This window comes from Citrobacter sp. RHBSTW-00887 (assembly GCF_013728095.1).
Lineage (GTDB): Bacteria > Pseudomonadota > Gammaproteobacteria > Enterobacterales > Enterobacteriaceae > Citrobacter > Citrobacter braakii.
The window spans coordinates 2,714,171-2,734,545 of the sequence record NZ_CP056267.1 but is presented as its reverse complement, the minus strand read 5'-3'; the positions used below and the strand labels follow the sequence as shown (position 1 = coordinate 2,734,545).

The 20,375-nt window shown below is 53.2% G+C and carries 20 protein-coding genes and 1 pseudogene; 13 read left to right on the top strand and 8 right to left on the bottom strand.

Features of this window, described 5'->3' with window-relative positions:
- Window positions 1-31: 31 nt before the first annotated feature.
- Window positions 32-940, bottom strand: a complete 909-nt coding sequence (locus tag HV314_RS13000) for a DMT family transporter (RefSeq protein WP_016153163.1) — start codon at window positions 938-940, stop codon at window positions 32-34.
- Between the two features lie 184 nt (window positions 941-1,124).
- Here HV314_RS13000 and HV314_RS12995 point away from each other — a divergent pair, with 184 nt between their 5' ends.
- The gene (locus HV314_RS12995) at window positions 1,125-1,994 is read left to right on the top strand and encodes an AraC family transcriptional regulator (RefSeq protein ID WP_016153162.1); all 870 of its coding nucleotides are present in this window, start codon (window positions 1,125-1,127) and stop codon (window positions 1,992-1,994) included.
- Here HV314_RS12995 and HV314_RS12990 read toward each other — a convergent pair.
- Window positions 1,977-3,144 (bottom strand): annotated as a pseudogene (locus tag HV314_RS12990) (benzoate/H(+) symporter BenE family transporter). The gene HV314_RS12995 and the pseudogene HV314_RS12990 overlap by 18 nt on opposite strands.
- 105 nt (window positions 3,145-3,249) lie before the next feature.
- Here HV314_RS12990 and HV314_RS12985 point away from each other — a divergent pair.
- Together HV314_RS12985 and HV314_RS12980 are read left to right on the top strand one after the other, a co-directional pair.
- The gene (locus tag HV314_RS12985) at window positions 3,250-3,786 is read left to right on the top strand and encodes a helix-turn-helix domain-containing protein (protein WP_094761312.1); all 537 of its coding nucleotides are present in this window, start codon (window positions 3,250-3,252) and stop codon (window positions 3,784-3,786) included.
- Between the two features lie 79 nt (window positions 3,787-3,865).
- Window positions 3,866-5,827: a peptidase U32 family protein gene (locus HV314_RS12980; RefSeq protein WP_046275600.1), complete on the top strand. Its 1,962-nt coding sequence runs from the start codon at window positions 3,866-3,868 to the stop codon at window positions 5,825-5,827.
- Between the two features lie 3 nt (window positions 5,828-5,830).
- Here HV314_RS12980 and HV314_RS12975 read toward each other — a convergent pair whose 3' ends face one another.
- The 4 genes from HV314_RS12975 to HV314_RS12960 form a co-directional block, all read right to left on the bottom strand.
- Window positions 5,831-6,061, bottom strand: a complete 231-nt coding sequence (locus tag HV314_RS12975; RefSeq protein WP_016153158.1) for a DUF2554 family protein — start codon at window positions 6,059-6,061, stop codon at window positions 5,831-5,833.
- 189 nt (window positions 6,062-6,250) lie between these two features.
- Complete coding sequence (locus HV314_RS12970) at window positions 6,251-6,376, bottom strand: DUF2474 domain-containing protein (RefSeq protein WP_003020230.1); 126 nt, start codon at window positions 6,374-6,376, stop codon at window positions 6,251-6,253.
- Window positions 6,376-7,386, bottom strand: a complete 1,011-nt coding sequence (gene cydB / locus HV314_RS12965; RefSeq protein ID WP_016153157.1) for a cytochrome d ubiquinol oxidase subunit II — start codon at window positions 7,384-7,386, stop codon at window positions 6,376-6,378. Before cydB ends, HV314_RS12970 begins: the two co-directional genes overlap by 1 nt.
- Window positions 7,386-8,789 carry a cytochrome ubiquinol oxidase subunit I gene (locus HV314_RS12960; RefSeq protein WP_181545764.1) on the bottom strand — a complete coding sequence of 468 codons (1,404 nt, stop codon included), beginning with the start codon at window positions 8,787-8,789 and terminating at the stop codon, window positions 7,386-7,388. The genes cydB and HV314_RS12960 overlap by 1 nt, the downstream gene beginning before the upstream one ends.
- Window positions 8,790-9,052: 263 nt before the next feature.
- Here HV314_RS12960 and HV314_RS12955 point away from each other — a divergent pair, with 263 nt between their 5' ends.
- From HV314_RS12955 to patD, 8 genes are all read left to right on the top strand, one after another.
- On the top strand, window positions 9,053-9,241 hold the full coding sequence (locus HV314_RS12955; protein ID WP_049259794.1) for a type II toxin-antitoxin system HicA family toxin: 189 nt from the start codon (window positions 9,053-9,055) through the stop codon (window positions 9,239-9,241).
- A gap of 31 nt (window positions 9,242-9,272) precedes the next feature.
- Complete coding sequence (locus HV314_RS12950; protein WP_131341011.1) at window positions 9,273-9,689, top strand: type II toxin-antitoxin system HicB family antitoxin; 417 nt, start codon at window positions 9,273-9,275, stop codon at window positions 9,687-9,689.
- Window positions 9,690-9,781: 92 nt separating this feature from the next.
- A complete protein-coding gene (locus HV314_RS12945) occupies window positions 9,782-11,191 on the top strand; it encodes an aminotransferase-like domain-containing protein (RefSeq protein ID WP_019076828.1) in 1,410 nt (469 codons plus the stop codon).
- 329 nt (window positions 11,192-11,520) lie between these two features.
- Complete coding sequence (ydcS, locus tag HV314_RS12940) at window positions 11,521-12,666, top strand: putative ABC transporter substrate-binding protein YdcS (protein ID WP_016153154.1); 1,146 nt, start codon at window positions 11,521-11,523, stop codon at window positions 12,664-12,666.
- A gap of 16 nt (window positions 12,667-12,682) precedes the next feature.
- Complete coding sequence (locus tag HV314_RS12935) at window positions 12,683-13,699, top strand: ABC transporter ATP-binding protein (protein WP_016156582.1); 1,017 nt, start codon at window positions 12,683-12,685, stop codon at window positions 13,697-13,699.
- Entirely contained in the window at window positions 13,700-14,644 is a 945-nt protein-coding gene (locus HV314_RS12930; RefSeq protein WP_181545762.1) for an ABC transporter permease, read from the top strand.
- Complete coding sequence (locus tag HV314_RS12925) at window positions 14,634-15,440, top strand: ABC transporter permease (protein WP_003020204.1); 807 nt, start codon at window positions 14,634-14,636, stop codon at window positions 15,438-15,440. The genes HV314_RS12930 and HV314_RS12925 overlap by 11 nt, the downstream gene beginning before the upstream one ends.
- A 21-nt stretch (window positions 15,441-15,461) precedes the next feature.
- Window positions 15,462-16,889 (top strand): aminobutyraldehyde dehydrogenase, encoded by a 1,428-nt coding sequence (gene patD / locus HV314_RS12920; protein ID WP_016156580.1) that lies wholly within the window; start codon window positions 15,462-15,464, stop codon window positions 16,887-16,889.
- 885 nt (window positions 16,890-17,774) lie between these two features.
- On the opposite strand, the gene HV314_RS12915 is transcribed toward patD, so the two are convergent.
- Complete coding sequence (locus tag HV314_RS12915) at window positions 17,775-18,902, bottom strand: multidrug effflux MFS transporter (protein WP_181545760.1); 1,128 nt, start codon at window positions 18,900-18,902, stop codon at window positions 17,775-17,777.
- A 101-nt stretch (window positions 18,903-19,003) separates the two neighbouring features.
- On the opposite strand from HV314_RS12915, the gene HV314_RS12910 reads away from it, so the two are divergent.
- Complete coding sequence (locus tag HV314_RS12910) at window positions 19,004-19,783, top strand: AraC family transcriptional regulator (RefSeq protein WP_151222648.1); 780 nt, start codon at window positions 19,004-19,006, stop codon at window positions 19,781-19,783.
- A gap of 119 nt (window positions 19,784-19,902) precedes the next feature.
- Here HV314_RS12910 and yncL read toward each other — a convergent pair whose 3' ends face one another.
- Window positions 19,903-19,998, bottom strand: a complete 96-nt coding sequence (gene yncL, locus HV314_RS12905; RefSeq protein WP_071524268.1) for a stress response membrane protein YncL — start codon at window positions 19,996-19,998, stop codon at window positions 19,903-19,905.
- A gap of 192 nt (window positions 19,999-20,190) precedes the next feature.
- Between yncL and HV314_RS12900 the strand changes: the two genes are divergently transcribed.
- Window positions 20,191-20,364 carry a GhoT/OrtT family toxin gene (locus tag HV314_RS12900; RefSeq protein ID WP_016153148.1) on the top strand — a complete coding sequence of 58 codons (174 nt, stop codon included), beginning with the start codon at window positions 20,191-20,193 and terminating at the stop codon, window positions 20,362-20,364.
- Window positions 20,365-20,375 lie beyond the last annotated feature (11 nt).

Below are 20,375 nucleotides of genomic sequence, written 5' to 3'. Positions count from 1 at the left end.
CAACGCACCATCTCAGGATGGTGCGTTTTTTTTATGCCACCCGGCGTCGATAGAATAGTTTACCCATCAGCACTTCTGGTCGGGCAAACATCACCATATTCCCCAGTAAAATCAATACCAATCCGGCAATAGCGTTAACCTGCCAGACGTATCCTTCATACAATGTTGACAGCGTTAGCGCAACCAGCGGGAAAAGCAGGGTACTGTATGCCGCCCTACTGGGACCAATGCGACCTACCAGTGTGAAATAAGCGCCGAAAGCAATCACTGAGCCAAAAATAGCCAGATATAACAGCGCGCTGAGATAGCTGAATGTCCACTGTGGCGTAAAATTGTCCCCGCGCATCAGCGCAATGGCAGCGATCAACAGCGTGCCGTACAGCATGGCCCAACTGTTGGTCGTTAACACTTCCAGCCCTTTTTTCTGGTGACGCATGCTGATCATATTACCCAATGAGAAACCGAAGGTTCCAAGGGCGCTTAAGCCGATACCCAGCAGCAAGGAATGATTGAATCCGCTGTTGAGCAAATCCTGCCAGAACAGAGTCACAATGCCCGTCAGTCCGAGACCAGCTGCGATATAGAAACGCAGCGGTGGTTTTTGCCCAAAAAAGATGAAGCTATTGACCGCATTGAACAGGACGGCCATTGAGAAAATCACCGACTCCAGGCCGGTATTAATCCAGGCCGCAGCCGTATAAAAACACCAGAAGTTGAAGCAAAAAACGCATCCACCCTGTAACAGACAAAACAGATGATCGCGACCAGACAGTTTGCGTAATTTACCGCTAACCAGCAGGATCACTATCATCAGCGAACTGGCAACGGCGAAGCGCCAAAAGATAGAAACCGGCGCAGAAACCGGGCCCTGCTGCAAATAAATCGCAATCCATGTCGTTCCCCAAATTACCACCACCAGGCAGTACAACAGTGCGTTCATACAACTCTCTCTTTTTTGGATTCAGGTTCACACTGTGTCATGTCTGGCGGCAGGAGGCTTTCATCGGTTTGCGGCGGACTTGCAAAATCTTGCGCTTTTTTAGCGTAAAAGCGAAAAGGAAGCTGTTAACAATATGTGGCTGTTATAGACTGAAAGCCTGCTAACTTATTTTGAATGTGATGGTATGCCTCAGCCCTACGATGCCTTTGAAAACTTACGCAAACATAATGCCGTGCTGCATGAATCGGTTGCGTTACATTCAGGGATCCAACTGGCGGCCTGGTCAAACAAGCGCGATACCATCACCCAGTATTGCGATCACCATACGCTCAGTTTATATATCGCGGATGGCTACGAGAGTTATCACAAAACGGCGGGGGGCTGGAAGAATGGCGGCGGACCGGACCGTTTTTGCCTGATGCCGAAAGAGAGCGAGTCAAGTTGGGATATCCGCGACGCTCTCTCCTTTGTTCATCTCTATTGTACCGACGAACATCTGCGCGAAGTGGGTGAAAAAGTCTGGGATAAAAGCCCCTATAGCTTCACGCTGGACGAGCACACGTTTGGCAGTGACCCGGGGATCACGGCGGTTTACCGTCAGTTTCTGCTTGATAACGACTGGCAGCAACCGGCCAATCACCTCACGCTCAGCGCGGCATCTTCGCTACTGTTAACACATCTGATCCAGCATTACAGCAACGTCCAATGGCGACTGCCCACCGTCACCGGGGGACTCGCGCCCGTCACCTTGCGTAACGTGCTGGCCTATATTGACGCGCATCTGGCGTACCCAATCACCCTGAACGATCTGGCTAGCGAGGCGGCGCTTAGCGAATTCCATTTTGCCAGAATGTTTCGCCAGTCGATGAATATGGCACCGCATCAGTACGTGATGCAACGTCGTATGGCGCTGGCACAGCATCTGGTTTGTTACACTTCACGCAGTTTGTCAGATATTGCGATGACCTGCGGATTCAGTTCGGCAAGCCATTTTAGTAACCGGTTTAAACAGGTAACCGGTAAAACGCCAACGCAGCTACGTGCGGCGAAATAACGTCAACACGGCGTAGCAGATACCGCCTACGACCAGCCCCCAGAATGCAGATCCAACCCCCAATAACGTCAGGCCGCTGGCCGTGACCAAAAACGTAACGATGGCTGCGTCGCGTTCCGCTTCATTATGCAACGCCTGATACAAACTACCGCTAATTGTCCCGAGCAAGGCCAGACCGGCCAGCATCTGGATCCAGCTTACGGGCAGTGCCGCCATTAGTCCTGTGACTGAACCGCCAAAAACCCCAGCCAGAAGATAGAAGATGCCAGCCGCGGCGGCGGCGAGCCAGCGTCGTTTGGCATCAGGATGCGCTTCGGGACTTTGGCAAATTGCGGCGGTTATGGCGGCAATGCAGATGGAGTAGACGCCAAACGGCGAAAAAATCAGCGCCAGCAGGCCGGTAAAGATAATGAGCGGTGAAACGGGTAATGAATAGCCCGACGCATTCATAGTGGCAATACCTGGGGCATTTTGTGAAGCCATGGTAACCAGAAACAGCGGCAGCGCAATGCTGATACTGTGGGCAAATGAAAAGTGTGGGGCAATAAACGCAGGCATGACCGGCGATAAATTCACTCCGCTTGTGACAATGTCACCTTTTATTAGCGCGATAGCGATACCCGCCAGCATCGCGGCGATCGTCGCGTACCGTGGGGCTGTGACTTTAAATACCAGCCATGCCACCAGCATACTACCGCACAAAATAAGCTCACTGTTGAGGCTATTAAAGGCCTGCAGACCAAAGCGCAGCAGGATCCCGGCCAGCATGGCTGATGCCAGTGAGTGGGGGATTATTTTCATCAGACGGGCAAACAATCCGGTTATGCCGCACAGCACAATCAACGCATTAGCCACGATAAAAACGCCGATAGCATCCTGAAATCGATACCCCGTGCAGACCCGTAACCAGCAGCGCGGCGCCAGGTGTTGACCAGGCCGTGAGCACAGGAGCGCGATACCATAACGTCAGCGCCAGCGTACTGACGCCCATTGCAATCCCCAGCGCGGTCATCCAGCCCGCGATTTGATCGGTGGTCGCACCTGCGGCCAGGGCCGCTTGCCAGATAATGGCAGCCGAGCTGGCGTAACCGACCAGGACGGCCACAAACCCCGATAATACGGTGGGTAGTGGGATGGAAAATGCGCGCATAGTCACTCCGTGTGCGTTATAACGGTCAATCAATGTAGCACTGTGCGTTATAGCGTACAAGTGCTAAGCTGTAGCCTTGAGAAAGGAGAGTCAGGAAGGCGAAAAATGGAAAACTTAACCCACTATCTGGCCACAACGCTCCGCACGCTACGTCACCAGCGGGAATGGAGCCTGTCACGTTTGGCGGAGGAAACCGGCGTGTCAAAAGCCATGTTGGGGCAGATTGAGCGCAACGAATCCAGCCCAACGGTGGCGACATTGTGGAAAATTGCTACCGGACTGAACGTGCCATTCTCGACGTTTATTTCACCGCCAGAGTCAGACGGCGCGCCAACATTCGATCCCCAGCAGCAGGCGATGGTCGTCACGCCACTGTTTCCGTGGGACCCACAGCTGTGCTTCGATCATTTTTCGATACAGCTGGCACCCGGCGCGCTCAGTGAATCGGCTCCGCATGAAACCGGCGTTATAGAGCACGTGGTGGTGATAAATGGGCTGCTGGATATGTGTATTGAGGGGCAGTGGCGCACCATGAAATCCGGCGAGGGGGTGCGTTTTGCGGGAGACCGGGCGCATAGCTACCGTAACAGTAGCGAACAAACGGTTCACTTTCATTCCCTGATCCATTACCCGCGCGGTTAATCGGGAAAACTATTCCGAAAAGCCGCGCTTGTGACTACAATAGCCGCCATTTTTACCACTTGTGGATGGTAACAACTGTATGCGTCAGCAGCCTCATCACCTTGAATTGTTAAGCCCGGCCCGGGATACCGCCATTGCTCGTGAAGCCATTTTGCACGGCGCTGACGCCGTTTACATTGGCGGACCGGGTTTTGGCGCGCGTCATAACGCCAGTAACAGCCTGAAAGATATCGCCGAACTGGTGCCGTTTGCGCATCGTTACGGGGCGAAAATCTTTGTGACGCTAAATACAATCTTGCATGATGATGAGCTGGAGCCCGCACAGCGATTAATTACCGATCTGTATCAGACCGGCGTTGACGCCCTGATTGTGCAGGATATGGGGATTCTGGAGCTGGATATCCCTCCCATTGAGCTGCACGCCAGCACCCAATGTGATATTCGCAGCGTCGAGAAGGCGAAGTTTCTTTCTGACGTCGGATTCACCCAAATTGTCCTCGCGCGCGAACTGAGCCTTGAGCAGATACACGCCATCCATCAGGCTACGGATGCGACTATTGAATTTTTCATTCACGGTGCGCTGTGCGTCGCCTATTCAGGCCAGTGTTATATTTCACATGCGCAAACCGGACGTAGCGCTAACCGCGGTGACTGTTCTCAGGCTTGTCGCCTGCCGTATACCCTGAAAGACGATCAGGGGCGCGTGGTGTCCTATGAAAAACATCTGCTGTCGATGAAAGATAACGATCAGACCGCCAACCTCGGTGCGTTGATTGACGCAGGCGTGCGCTCCTTCAAAATTGAAGGGCGCTATAAAGACATGAGCTATGTGAAGAATATTACCGCGCATTATCGTCAGATGCTGGACGCCATTATTGAAGAGCGCGGCGATCTTGCCCGTTCTTCAGCCGGGCGTACCGAACATTTCTTTACTCCATCCACGGAAAAGACCTTCCATCGCGGCAGCACCGATTATTTTGTGAATGCCCGTAAAGGGGATATCGGCGCATTCGACTCACCAAAGTTCATCGGTCTGCCGGTTGGCGAAGTCCTGAAGGTGGCAAAAGATCATCTCGATGTTGAGGTAACAGAACCGCTGGCCAACGGGGATGGTCTGAACGTGTTAATCAAGCGTGAGGTCGTCGGATTTCGCGCCAACACCGTTGAAAAAACGGGGCACAATCGTTATCGGGTGTGGCCGAATGAAATGCCCGCCGACCTGCACAAAGTGCGCGCCAACCATCCGCTGAACCGCAATCTCGATCATAACTGGCAGCAAGCGTTGACCAAAACCTCCAGCGAACGCCGCGTCGCGGTCGATATTGAGCTGGGCGGCTGGCAGGAACAGTTGATCCTGACGCTCACCAGTGAGGAGGGGGTGAGTATCACCCATACGCTGGACGGCCAGTTTGAGGAAGCGAACAATGCAGAAAAAGCGTTGAGCAACCTGCAGGATGGCCTGGCAAAACTGGGACAAACGCTGTATTACGCCCGTAATATTCAGGTGAATCTGCCGGGAGCATTGTTCGTGCCGAACGGTCAACTGAATCAGCTGCGACGTGAAGCGGTCGACATGCTGGATGCAGCTCGTTTGCAAAACTATCAGCGCGGTCGCCGTAAACCGGTTGCCCAGCCGGCGCCGGTTTACCCGCAAACGCATCTGAGTTTTCTGGCTAACGTCTACAACCATAAAGCGCGAGAGTTTTATCACCGTTATGGCGTGCAGTTGATTGATGCCGCCTATGAGGCGCATGAAGAAAAGGGCGATGTGCCGGTGATGATCACCAAACATTGCCTGCGTTTTGCGTTTAACCTGTGTCCGAAACAGGCGAAAGGAAATATCAAAAGCTGGAAAGCCACGCCGATGCAACTGGTTAATGGCGATGAGGTCCTGACGCTGAAATTTGATTGCCGACCGTGCGAAATGCACGTGATCGGCAAGATGAAACATCACATTCTGAAGATGCCGTTGCCGGGCAGCGTGGTGGCTTCCGTCAGTCCTGAAGAACTGCTGAAAACGTTGCCAAAGCGTAAAAGCTAACGGTTAGCTCTGATGTGTATCGGGTTTGCGTGATTTTTGCCAGTAATGGTGTTCGCGAAGATCGGCGGCGGATTCTTCCGCCGTCATTCGTAGTTCATCGCTGTCGGCCGTGTGTCGTAATAAGTGATCGGCATCCTGCACCTGAAGATATTCATGTCCCTGATTAGTAGCGAGAAGCTGACCGGAAAAAAGCGCGCTGGCCAGCAATAACACCGTTAACCCTTTCTTAAACATCATGCACCCTCTGGTACGTTAGCTGCGGAATTGACGATAATTTCGCCAGGTGACTATTCAATATTTTAATCGGGTTAATGACAATCTCTGTTTTGTCATTTCGATGTTTTTTACATTTTTGTTTAGATAACGTTGGGATTTGTCACAACCGGGCAGTGCAGCGCTGCCCGGTTGTTATCAGGGAGAGAATCAGGATTTAAATCCGGCGGCCGTCATCAAGAGACGAAAGAACATACCAACGGCGGCCAGGGCCAGCACGCTGCCGCCCCAGAGGATCACCAGCCACATCAGGCGTTTCCAGATTGTTTGTTGCATCAATGATACCCCTCACCATGTTGAACTTTGCCGCGGAAAACGTAGTAGCTCCAGAAGGTGTACACCAGGATTATCGGGATAATCAGCAGCGCGCCAACCAACATAAAGCCCTGACTCTGCGCCGGAGCTGCCGCCTGCCACAGCGTAATGGAAGGTGGAATGATGTGGGGCCAGATACTGATCCCCAGCCCGCTGAACCCGAGAAAAATTAGCCCCAGCGTCAATACAAAAGGCAGCGTATGGCTGTTTTGCTGACCCAGCGAGCGCCACAGCCAGAGGCTAATCAGCGCAACCAGGAGCGGAACCGGCATCAGGAACCACAGATTGGGCAGGCTAAACCAACGCTCGGCAATGGCGCTGTGCGCCAGCGGCGTCCACAGGCTGATAATGGCAATGACAACCAGCATCGCCAGCAGCAGTTTTCTTGCCACGCAGCGCATTTTATCCTGCAACGGATTTTCGCTTTTCATCACCAGCCATGTTGCCCCCAATAGGGCGTAGGCTACAACCAGGCCCACGCCGCAGAACAGGGTAAAGGGGGTCAGCCAGTCGAAAGGACCGCCGCTGTAGCTGCGTCCGGTGACGGAAAATCCATTGAGTACGGCACCGACCACAATACCCTGAGTGAATGTCGCGAGGATTGAACCGCCGAGAAAAGCTTTATCCCAGAATGGTCGATGCGCCGGCGTGGCTTTGAAGCGAAACTCAAACGCGACGCCGCGAAATATCAGGCCGATGAGCATCAGGGTCAACGGGATCGTCAGCGCATCGACAATCACCGCATAGGCCAGGGGAAAAGCGCCGAATAATCCGGCGCCACCCAACACCAGCCAGGTTTCATTACCGTCCCATACCGGGGCGACGCTGTTGACCATCACATCGCGGTCATCCGCATCCGAAATCGCAGGGAATAAAATACCGATCCCGAGATCAAAACCGTCCATCACGATATACATCAGCGTGGCGAACACGATAATTACAAACCAGATAACTGATAAATCGATACCCATTAGCGGTGTGCCTCCGGTTGAGAATCGAGAACGACAGCAGAAAGCGGCCGTGCCGGCGTGCCTGTTGGTGGAATGGTCGGCTCATCTTCCTGTGGCCCTTTGCGGATCAGGCGGATCATGTAGCTGTAACCCACGCCAAACACCGAGCTATACACCACAAAGAAAGACAATAGGCTGATGCTCATATGTAAATCACCATGTGCGGAAACCGCATCCGCCGTACGTTGCAAACCGTAAACCACCCACGGCTGACGGCCAACTTCGGTGGTCACCCAGCCGGCAAGGATGGCAATCAGACCGGAGGGCCCCATCCACAATGCAAAGCGCAGGAAAGGACGTGAGGTGTATAGCCGCTGCTTATAACGCAGCCACAGGGCAAACGCGCCCAGCAGGATCATCAGCATGCCTAACCCTGCCATAATGCGAAACGACCAGAACACGATGGTGGAATTGGGCCTGTCCTCCTTCGGAAATTCTTTTAACGCCGGGACCTGTTTATCCAGACTATGAGTCAGGATCAGGCTGCCCAGCGCCGGGATTTCCAGCCCATAGCGGGTGCGCTCCTGCTCCATATCCGGCCAGCCGAACAACAGCAGCGGGGTCGGTTCACCGGGCGGATTTTCCCAGTGTCCTTCAATCGCCGCAATTTTTGCAGGCTGGTGCTTCAGCGTATTCAACCCGTGCATATCGCCAATTAAGGCCTGCAGCGGGGCGACGATTAACGTCATCCACAGCGCCATTGAAAACATCGCGCGAATTGCTGGCGTGCTATTACCGCGCAATAAATGCCATGCGGCTGATGCCGCGACAAACAGCGCGCTGCTCAGGAAGGCGGCAACGGACATATGCAGCAAACGATAAGGGAATGACGGATTGAAAATCACGGCGAGCCAGTCGACGGGAACGACTTGCCCGTTAACAATTTCATAGCCTTGTGGCGTTTGCATCCAGCTGTTGGAGGCGAGGATCCAGAAGGTAGAAATAATAGTACCCAGCGCAACCATACAGGTCGCGAAGAAGTGAAGCCCTGGGCCAACCCGATTCCAGCCAAACAGCATTACCCCGAGGAAGCCCGCTTCGAGGAAGAAGGCGGTTAATACTTCATAGGTCAGCAGCGGCCCGGTGATGCTACCGGCGAACTCGGAAAAACCACTCCAGTTCGTGCCGAACTGATAAGCCATCACCAGCCCGGAAACCACGCCCATACCAAAGTTTACGGCGAATATTTTCGACCAGAAATGGTATAGCGAGCGCCAGGTCGGATTTTTCGTTTTTAACCATAACCCTTCGAGCACCGCCAGATAACTGGCGAGGCCAATGGTAATCGCCGGAAAGATGATGTGAAAGGATACCGTAAACGCGAACTGGATCCTCGCCAGGTGAAACGCGTCAAGACCGAACATGCTTAGCTCCGCAGGCAAAATTGATTTGGCGCAATTCTAAGGCTGCGAAGCAATGGAAGGCAGAAACAGAACAGTTCTTTTTAACCATAACAGTTGTCGTGCTGTTATAGGTTGGCCTGGCTGATATGAAATCTGGAACCTGGATTCCTGTTATTGAATCGCGTCCTCCCCACGCGAGTGATTTTACGCTATCACTAGCGAGGTAATGAAAAGGTAATCATAAATGTTTACTTTGTGTGTATAATAGACGACAGGGAGGCGCAGTGAAGCAAAGTGAGTTCAGACGCTGGCTTGAATCTCAGGGAGTGGCTGTTACAAACGGCTCAAATCATCTGAAGTTGAGGTATCAGGGAAGGCGTAGCGTTATGCCCAGGCATCCTGGTGATGAAATAAAAGAAGCCTTGCGAAAATCGATCCTGAAGCAGCTTGGCTTACAGTCATCATCAATATGAGGTTAATTATATGAGAGATTTTGAAAAAATCATGCGTTATCCCGTTAATCTAATCCCCGCCGTGGAAGGTGGATTCGTGGTTTCTTTCCCGGATATTCCTGAAGCATTAACTCAGGGCGAAACCCGTCATGGGGCTTTGCAGGCTGCGCAGTCTGCATTGGTGACCGCTTTTGAATTCTATTTCGACGATAACGAACCGATTCCTTTACCTTCGGCGGTTGGCGCTGAAGGTGACTATGTGGAAATCCCCCTGAGCATTGCGTCGAAGGTTCTTTTGTTAAATGCCTTTCTTGAATCAAAAATCACCCAGCAGGAGCTGGCAAACAGAATCGGCAGGCCTAAGCAGGAAATTACCCGTTTGTTCGATTTAAAGCACGCGACAAAAATTGATGCTGTGCAAATAGCTGCACGCGCCTTAGGCAAGGAGCTGTCAGTAACGATGTTGTAAAACTGTTAACTATAACAGTTATAAAAAATGCCCTGATTATGTAAACTGATATATACAGTGCTTGTCACCGACACCGATTATCAGGACGAAAAATGAAAAAATACCAGCGACTGGCTGAGCAAATTCGCGATCAAATCGCGTCTGGCGTATGGCAGCCCGGCGATCGCTTGCCATCCTTGCGCGAGCAGGTGGTCAGCAGTGGCATGAGTTTTATGACCGTCGGACATGCATATCAGTTGCTGGAAAGTCAGGGTCGGATTATCGCCCGACCGCAGTCGGGTTACTATGTTGCCGCGCGCCCTGAACGTGAGCTGGCAGCGCCGCAGGCGCAGGTGATGCGCGATGAAGCGGTGGATATCAACACCTATATTTTTGATATGCTGCAGGCCAGCCGGGATGCGTCAGTGATGCCATTTGCCTCTGCATTCCCCGATCCGCGTCTGTTTCCCCTCCAGCAGTTGAACCGCTCGCTGGCGCAGGTCAGTAAAACCGCGACCGCCATGAGCGTGATAGAAAACCTGCCGCCGGGAAATGATGAGCTGCGCCATGCCATTGCCCGCCGCTATGCTCAACAGGGGATGACCATTTCACCTGATGAGATTGTCATCACTACCGGTGCGCTGGATGCCCTCAACCTGAGCCTGCAGGCGGTTACCGAACCGGGAGACTGGGTGATTGTCGAAAACCCCTGTTTCTACGGGGCGTTGCAGGCCCTGGAGCGATTACGGCTGAAGGCGCTTTCGATTGCCACCGACGTGAAAGAGGGGATCGATCTTACCGCGCTGGAGCAAGCGTTGCAGGAGTATCCGGTAAAAGCCTGCTGGTTGATGACCAACAGCCAAAATCCGCTGGGTTTTACGCTCAGCCCAGAGAAAAAGGCGCACCTGGTCGCATTGCTGGAAAAATATCATGTAATGCTGATAGAAGATGATGTCTACAGCGAGCTGTACTTTGGTCGCGAAAAACCACTGCCTGCCAAAGCCTGGGATCGCGCCGACAGCGTTTTGCATTGTTCATCCTTCTCGAAGTGCCTGGTGCCCGGATTTCGCGTGGGCTGGGTGGCGGCCGGGAAGCATGCGCGGCGTATTCAGCGACTTCAGCTCATGAGCACGTTATCCACCAGTTCCCCCATGCAGCTTGCACTCGTGGATTACCTGTCAACCCGGCGCTATGACGCGCATCTGCGCCGCTTACGCCGTCAACTGGCGGAACGCAAACAGCAGGCCTGGCAAACGTTGCTGCGTCATCTTCCGGCGGAAGTCAAAATTCACCATAACGACAGCGGCTATTTTCTGTGGCTGGAACTGCCAGAACCGCTTGATGCAGGCGTGCTCAGCACCCAGGCACTGGCGCACCATATCAGCATTGCACCGGGAAAAATGTTTTCGACCTCGGGGAGCTGGACTCGTTTCTTTCGCTTTAATACCGCATGGCACTGGGGAGAGCGTGAGGAACAGGCAGTGAAACAGCTGGGAAAATTAATTCGCGAGATGATGAAATAAAACGTAACGCGCTATTCAATATAAAAGAATAGCGCGTTCTTATTTTCGAAATAGAGAATACCTAACCCCGATGTTATTTATATCGGGTGCTACCATACAAAAAATCAATAGTTCTTACTATTGCCACCGTTGCACCTAACTCCTTGTCTATACTCCAGAAGATTAAAGCTCCCGTTCAGCATCAGTAGCGTAATGAGCGTTAGCTCACAACCTGATTAAATTTCCTTGCGCCAGCAGGAACGCTTACAACACCCCGACTATTTTTAGGAAAGGACATATATTTACGGCAAGGCTGCCGCTCAATATTTTTTAGACAGGAGTAAGACGTTATGAGCAAGCAGTTTGCCCTCAGTAGCCTGTGCGCACTCAGTATGACGCTGATGACTGCACAGGCAGCCGAACCCCCGACATCCTTAGATAAACCGGAAGGCCGTCTGGATATTATTGCCTGGCCGGGCTACATCGAACGTGGACAGACCGATAAACAATATGATTGGGTCTCGCAGTTTGAGAAAGAGACCGGCTGCGCGGTCAATGTTAAAACAGCGGCCACTTCTGATGAAATGGTCAGCCTGATGGCAAAAGGCGGCTACGACCTGGTTACCGCTTCCGGTGATGCCTCCTTGCGTCTGATTATGGGAAAACGCGTTCAGCCGATTAATACCGCGCTGATCCCTAACTGGAAAAGCATCGATCCGCGCGTGGTAAAAGGCGAGTGGTTTAACGTTGGCGGAAAAGTTTACGGCACACCGTACCAGTGGGGGCCAAACCTGCTGATGTACAACACCAAAATTTTCCCAACGCCGCCGGATAGCTGGAACGTGGTATTTGTTGAGCAAAAACTTGGGGACGGAAAAAGCAATAAAGGACGCGTTCAAGCCTACGATGGCCCGATCTATATTGCCGATGCTGCATTATTCGTTAAGGCGACTCAGCCGCAACTGGGCATTACCGATCCCTATCAGCTCACCGAACAACAGTATCAGGCGGTGATCAAAGTCCTGAGCGATCAACACGCACTCATCCATCGCTATTGGCACGATACCACCGTACAAATGAGCGACTTCAAAAACGAAGGTGTGGTGGCGTCCAGCGCCTGGCCTTATCAGGCGAACGCCCTGAAAGGAGAAGGTCAGCCTATTGCCACGGTCTTCCCAAAAGAAGGGGTTACCGGATGGGCTGATACCACCATGCTGCACAGCGAAGCCAAACACCCGGTGTGCGCTTACAAATGGATGAACTGGTCATTAACCCCGAAAGTTCAGGGCGACGTCGCAGCCTGGTTTGGTTCTCTGCCAGTCGTGCCTGAAGGTTGTAAAGCCAGCCCGCTGCTGGGTGAAAAGGGCTGTGAAACCAACGGCTATAGCTACTTTGACAAAATTGCCTTCTGGAAAACGCCGATCGCAGAAGGTGGCAAATTCGTTCCTTACAGTCGCTGGACGCAGGATTACATCGCCATTATGGGCGGTCGTTAATTCCGCTGGGGGTTTTATGACGTACGCAGTGGAGTTTCATAACGTCTCGCGTCTGTACGGGGATGTTCGTGCAGTTGATGGGGTGAGTATTGCGATTAACGACGGTGAGTTTTTCTCTATGCTGGGGCCATCCGGCTCCGGCAAGACCACTTGTCTGCGCCTTATTGCAGGGTTTGAGCAACTGTCAGGCGGCGCAATCACCATTTTTGGTAAGCAGGCCAGCGAATTGCCGCCCTGGGAACGGGACGTCAATACGGTATTTCAGGATTATGCGCTATTCCCGCATATGTCGATTCTCGACAATGTCGCCTACGGGCTGATGGTCAAAGGTATTGATAAAAAACAGCGTCACGCAAAAGCACGTGAAGCGCTGGATAAGGTTGCGCTCGGTTTTGTTTATGAACGCAAACCATCGCAACTCTCCGGTGGTCAGCGGCAACGCGTGGCGATTGCCCGCGCGCTGGTCAATGAACCGCGGGTCCTGCTGTTGGATGAACCGCTCGGGGCATTGGATCTTAAGCTGCGTGAGCAGATGCAGCTGGAACTGAAAAAGTTACAGCAATCCCTGGGTATCACCTTCATTTTTGTCACCCACGATCAGGGTGAAGCCCTGTCGATGTCCGATCGTGTGGCGGTGTTTAATAATGGCCGCATCGAACAGGTGGATTCTCCGCGTGAACTGTACATGCGTCCGCGCACACCGTTTGTGGCAAGTTTCGTCGGGACGTCAAATGTTTTTGATGAAACGATGTCAGCGAACGTTTGCGGGCTACAGGGTATGTTTTCCCTGCGTCCGGAACACATTCGCTTGAATGATACCAGTGGTGAAGTCCAGGCCCGGGGGGTTATCCAGGCTGTGCAGTACCAGGGTGCCGCGACACGTTTTGAGCTGAAACTTGTCGGCGGTGAAAAATTGCTGGTTAGCCAGGCGAACCTGACGGGAGAAATGCTGCCGACAACGCTGTCGCCGGGTCAACAGGTGATGGCATCGTGGTCACGCGACGTGATGGTACCGCTGGTTGAGGAGAGGTGAATGGCTATGAATGTCTTACATTCGCCTCCACAGTCGACAAGTCTGAACCGGATCTCAGGGTTCTTCTGGCGTAATCCGGGTCTGGGGCTGTTTTTGCTGCTCCTCGGACCGCTGATGTGGTTTGGGATCGTCTACTTCGGCTCATTACTGACGCTGTTGTGGCAAGGTTTTTATACCTTCGATGATTTCACCATGTCGGTCACGCCCGACCTGACGCTGGCGAATTTGCAGGCGCTGTTTAATCCCGCCAACTACGACATCATTTTGCGTACCCTGACGATGGCGGTGGCGGTCACCATTGCCAGCGCGATTCTGGCGTTTCCGATGGCGTGGTATATGGCGCGATATACCAGTGGCAAAATGAAAGCCTTTTTTTACATTGCTGTGATGTTGCCGATGTGGGCCAGCTACATTGTTAAAGCCTACGCATGGACGTTACTGTTGGCTAAAGACGGGGTGGCGCAGTGGTTTTTAACCCATCTGGGGCTGGAGCCGCTGCTGCTTTCGTTCCTGACGCTGCCTGCGGTAGGCGGCAATACGTTGTCGACTTCAGGGTTAGGGCGTTTTCTGGTGTTCGTCTACATCTGGCTGCCGTTTATGATCCTGCCGGTACAGGCCGCGCTGGAGAGACTTCCGTCTTCGCTCTTACAGGCCTCCGCTGATTTGGGCGCTCGTCCGCATCAGACTTTCCGCTATGTAGTCCTGCCACTGGCGATACCCGGTATCGCGGCGGGGTCGATCTTTACCTTCTCTCTGACGTTGGGCGATTTTATCGTGCCGCAACTGGTGGGGCCGCCAGGCTATTTCATCGGCAATATGGTGTATTCGCAACAAGGGGCGATCGGCAATATGCCGATGGCGGCGGCATTTACTCTGGTGCCGATTGTGTTAATCGCACTGTATCTGGCGTTCGTGAAGCGTCTGGGAGCTTTCGATGCACTCTGAACGCGCACCCTGGTTACTCAAACTGGCGGCATGGGGCGGGGTTATTTTCCTGCACTTTCCCATCCTCATCATCGCCACCTATGCTTTTAATACTGAGGAGGCTGCTTTTAGTTTTCCACCGCAGGGGTTAACGCTGAAGTGGTTTAGCGTTGCGGCGCAACGTAGCGATATTCTGGAATCGGTGACGTTGTCACTTAAAATCGCTGCATTGTCGACGGCCATTGCTCTCGTTCTGGGGACGCTGGCCGCTGCCGCACTGTGGCGCAGGGACTTTTTTGGTAAAAGCGCAATATCGCTGTTGCTGCTGTTGCCGATCGCGCTGCCGGGGATTATTACCGGTCTGGCGCTACTGACGGCGTTTAAAACTATCAACCTGGAACCCGGTTTTCTCACCATCGTGGTCGGCCATGCGACGTTTTGCGTGGTGGTGGTATTTAACAACGTCGTGGCGCGTTTTCGCCGTACCTCATGGAGTCTGGTTGAAGCGTCTATGGATCTTGGCGCCAACGGCTGGCAAACCTTTCGTTATGTCGTGCTGCCAAACCTGGCATCGGCACTGCTGGCGGGAGGGATGCTGGCGTTTGCTTTGTCGTTTGATGAAATCATCGTGACAACGTTCACCGCCGGACATGAAAGAACACTTCCTTTGTGGCTGCTCAATCAACTGGGTCGACCACGAGATGTGCCTGTCACCAACGTTGTGGCATTGCTGGTAATGCTGGTGACAACACTGCCAATTTTAGGGGCCTGGTGGCTAACGCGTGAAGGCGACACTCTCGCCGGAAACGGTAAATAAACGACGATATGGGAAATTGCTATGCAACATCAATTACTGATTAATGGCGAGCTGGTCAACGGTGAAGGTGAAAAGCAGCCAGTCTATAACCCTGCCACTGGAGAACGCATTCTGGAGATTGCCGAGGCGTCAGCCGGGCAGGTTGATGCGGCGGTACGTGCAGCAGACAGCGCATTTGCCACCTGGGGACAAACCACACCGAAAGTCCGTTCCGAACTGCTGCTGAAACTGGCGGATGCTATCGCCGATAACGCGCAAACCTTCGCTGAGCTGGAATCGCTTAACTGTGGTAAGCCGCTGCACTGTGTCCTTAACGATGAAATTCCGGCAATCGTCGACGTTTTCCGCTTCTTCGCCGGGGCAGCTCGTACCCTGCAAGGACAGGCGGCCGGAGAGTATCTGGAAGGGCATACGTCGATGATTCGGCGGGATCCGCTGGGCGTGGTGGCCTCTATCGCGCCGTGGAACTACCCGCTGATGATGGCGGCGTGGAAACTGGCACCGGCGCTGGCGGCGGGTAACTGTGTGGTGATTAAACCGTCAGAAATTACCCCGCTAACGGCACTTAAACTGGCAGAATTTGCCAAAGATATTTATCCGCCTGGCGTTATCAACGTGTTGTTTGGCCGTGGCAAAACGGTGGGTGACCCGCTGACCGGTCATGAAAAAGTCCGGATGGTTTCCCTGACCGGCTCCATTGCGACCGGTGAACACATTATCCAGCACACCGCGCCTTCGATTAAGCGCACACATATGGAGCTGGGCGGCAAAGCCCCGGTCATCATTTTTGATGATGCCGATCTGGATGCGGTGGTGAGCGGCGTGCGAACCTTTGGGTATTACAACGCCGGGCAAGACTGTACCGCCGCTTGTCGAATCTATGCCCAGAAAGGCATTTATGACGCGTTGGTTGAGAAACTTGGTGCCGCGGTTGCCAGCCTGAAAATCGGTGCACCGAATGACGAATCGACGGAGCTGGGGCCGGTAAGCTCGCAGGCGCACCTCGATCGCGTTACTAAAGCGGTTGATGAAGCCAAAGCACTGGGGCATATCAAAGTCATCACCGGTGGTAAAAAAGTGGACGGCGCAGGCTACTACTTTGCTCCGACGCTGCTGGCCGGGGCGAAGCAGGAAGATGCTATCGTGCAGCGGGAAGTTTTCGGTCCGGTAGTCAGCGTCACCGTATTTGAGGATGAAGATCAGGTACTGGCGTGGGCTAACGATTCGAAATACGGCCTGGCATCCTCCGTCTGGACTCGGGATGTGGGGCGCGCGCATCGATTTAGCGCTCGCCTGCAGTATGGTTGCACCTGGGTCAATACCCACTTCACGCTGGTCAGCGAGATGCCGCACGGCGGACAAAAACAGTCTGGTTATGGCAAGGATATGTCGGTTTACGGGCTGGAAGATTACACGATTGTTCGCCATGTCATGATCAAGCATGAGTAATATCTGAAGCGCGAGCAATAAATGCGGCACGGATAGCTAAATACTGGCAAACGTGTGTCTATATTATTCGCGCCACTGGCCTCGTCGCCATCGGACGGCGGTAAGTTGGAAATATCCGCGAGGTCAGGCTAATTGATACAACAACGCCCCGGCTTAATGTCGTAATGCTTGTCAATTAAGCATTACGGCGAACATGTGATTTCGGCTCAGGGTTCCGTTCACCTCAGCGATATCAATTCTCTGAGGCTCAGACACCCGTGAACGTGCAAGAGAGGCTCACCGCCGCCTCCCTTGCATCCCTGGCTCCCGGCGGGAAAATCGTCGCTGCGCGATTCATTCGTCTTATGCCGTCTGCCTGTCGGGTCGGGGCCGGGCCTGCGTCCCTGCAGGCCGTCCCCTCTGCCCGCATCCCTGCGGGCAGACCCGGTCAGCCGTCAACGCCTCATCGATTTTCAGCCGGACCGGGGTCATCGCTGCAACGCACTGACTTCCAGTTAACTCTGTTTTGCTGTTCAGATAAAAAACGCAGGTGGTCAGGTGTGGGCTGGTCCGGCTGAAAATTGCCGACGTGTTTCCGTAAGGCCGGGAGAACCCGCAGGGATGCGGGTTCAGGGCGCGTTTTGCAGGGACGCTACCTCGCGCCCGGCCCGGTAGCCTGGAGGAATAAACGGAGGGAACCGCGGAGCGGCAATTTTCCCGCCGGGAGCCGGGATTGTTAAGGGTACGGCGATAGTACCCTTAACACGTTCACAGGTCGTATTGCCTCAGAGAAGTGACAAACACAAGGTGAACGTAGCAATACACCGGAGGCAACAGATTCATTAGCCACTCATCCTCGTTAACTGGCAACCATTACAGCTTAATGTCAGGAGGAACGTCATCCGGTTATCCGCGGCGCAAGCTGCAAATCCAGGCGAGTAGCGCACAGACGCTCAGAACCAGCCCCAGTTGTTGCACCATGCCTGCCACCCCCAGCATCATTCCCAGCAACAGGTAATAGCTTAATCCGAATAATGCACCGGCGGCCCCGGCCTGTTCACGATAGTGGCGTAGGGCCTGACTCAGCACATTAGGGATTGCGATGCCATAGGCAATCACCGCGCCGAAAACCGGTATCAGAATCCACGCGGAGTGCTGTACCCACCACGCGGCGAGGCCTGACGCTGCTGCCAGCGCACAGGCATAACGTACCCTCTGTTCCGACGTCAGGTCTGTCGTCAATAATCTCCGGTTCAGCAGGCTGCCCGACAGCGAAGCAAACGCAAGTAGTCCCCCCGTCCAGCCAAAGGCTCTGGAACTCCATCCCAATTGCCCGAAAAGAAACGGAGCCAGGCTGTAATAGCTAAAGAGCATGGTATTCAGCAGCGCAACCAGCATGGTATTTTTCCACAGCTCGCGGTCATGCATCATGCGGGAGAGCAGTGCAGCAAGGCTGGGTCTGAGCGTATTTTCGGGCCGGGTTTCTGGCAGCATGGTCGCAGTCAGTAGTAGCAGTAGCAGCGCCAGCAGCACAAGGGCAATAAATACACCGGTATGACCATACAGGCTGACCAGCCAACCTCCGCTTAGCAGGCCGAAAACGGGACTCAATGCCAGCGCAGCGCCCATCACGGAAAAGACGCGGGATAGCGCAGTTGATTCATACGTGTCCCGTAACATGGTCTGTACCACCACTGACCCGGCAGCCGCGCCGATGGCTGAGATCATCCGCGCCAGCAGCAAAACGCTGAAGTCAGTGGCAACCACGGCCAGGGCACAACCTGACCCATAGCAGATAAGTCCTGCCAGCATCGCCCAACGTCGACCGATGCAGTCGCTCAGCCAACCCCACATCGCCACGCCGATGGCGAAGGCAATAAAATAAACGGAGAGTGTTTGCGCCGCGCGCTCACTGCTTACGTGATAAGACGTGGCGATTCCTGGCAATGCCGGGCTATAAATGGTTTCCACCAGTTGTGGAAACATAATCAGCAAAGTAAGAAGCCACAGCGGCGGGCGGCGAAGAGTGTTCATAGCAATATCCAGAGAGACAGAAAACTGGCGGGCATTATTGCTGAAAGGGATGTGTCGCATTACCATTATCAAGACTTTAAATATCAACTATCGGACAGATAATGGAAATTGCTCCGGATGATGATTTCGATGCGGATAGCTTTGATAAACCGGTAATCGGGATTGCCTCCGAGATGGGCGTACACGATTCCGGCCGGCATAGCCATCTTCGTCATCAGCTACTTTTTTCGGCAGCGGGAAGCATTACGATTGAGCTGGAGCATGCCCTGTGTCTGCTACCGCCACGGCGCGCGGTCTGGATCCCGGCTGGTACGGTACATCGCGCCATAATGCGCGGGGTGATGGCTTATCGTTCGTTGTATTTTTCAACTACATTGCCGTTATCTAAGTTACCGCTGCAGATAGTCGACGTTAATCCTCTCTTTTTTGAAGTAATAGAACGTATGGCTTTCTGGCCATGGGAAATGCCTGCCGCGCAGCAGGCCAGTCTTATCACCGTTTTCTGTGAGGAAATGCGGGCCGCCCACAGTGAAAACTGGACATTGCAGTTTCCCTCAGATCCACGGCTGAACGTGTGGCTTGAAGGAGTACGTATGGGCGAGTTGCCACCACGACTAAATCAATTATCCCAACGGGTTGGGGCATGCGAGAGGACGATCAGTCGAATATTTACCAGGGATACCGGGATGAATTATCAGAGCTGGCGGCAGCAATTTAGACTATTAAAAGCCATGGAGATGCTGGCTGACGGGGGGCAGATCAGCCAGGTGGCGCAATATCTGGAATTTGTCAGTGACAGTGCTTTTATCGCTTTTTTCCATCAGCATACCGGTACAACACCGAGCCGTTTTGCGGGCAATATAATGCCGCATAAGGATTAGGGGGATTACATACTAAGGATAATTTACCGGGTGGCAGGAGAGTGGGAAAATCGTGTACTAATGGCAGAGAGAAGAGCCTCTCTGCCAGCGGACGCTGCAATTAATCAAGAAGAACGACATCAAGCAAACCAGCCAAACCTTGCGGAAATCAGACTGAAAAGTCCTACAGCAGCAAATATATTTATCAGCACCACAGTTTTACTGGAAACATTCATTTGTGCCACCTTTCGTTTTAACCCTTATGGGTATAGTACGGGTTATAACTATCCGCAATAGTACGGATTCTGAACATAATGAAAACGGCTTGTTTTACCGGCGTTTCTCTTAAAATAATTAATAAAACTTGATGTGGGTCATGAAAAAGAGCATATTGCGCGCGATTTTACCTTTCGGCCCGGATGCCTGACATGTCTCTGTACCAAAAAATGCTGGTTTTTTATGCGGTGATGGCCGCTATCACGGCAATCATCACCTGGTTTCTTTCCCGCGATAAAAAGCGGATTCGTTTTCTCAGCGCGGTATTAGTCGGGGCGACCTGGCCGATGAGTTTTCCCGTCGCGTTAATGTTTTCTCTCTTCTGATGACGGCGTAA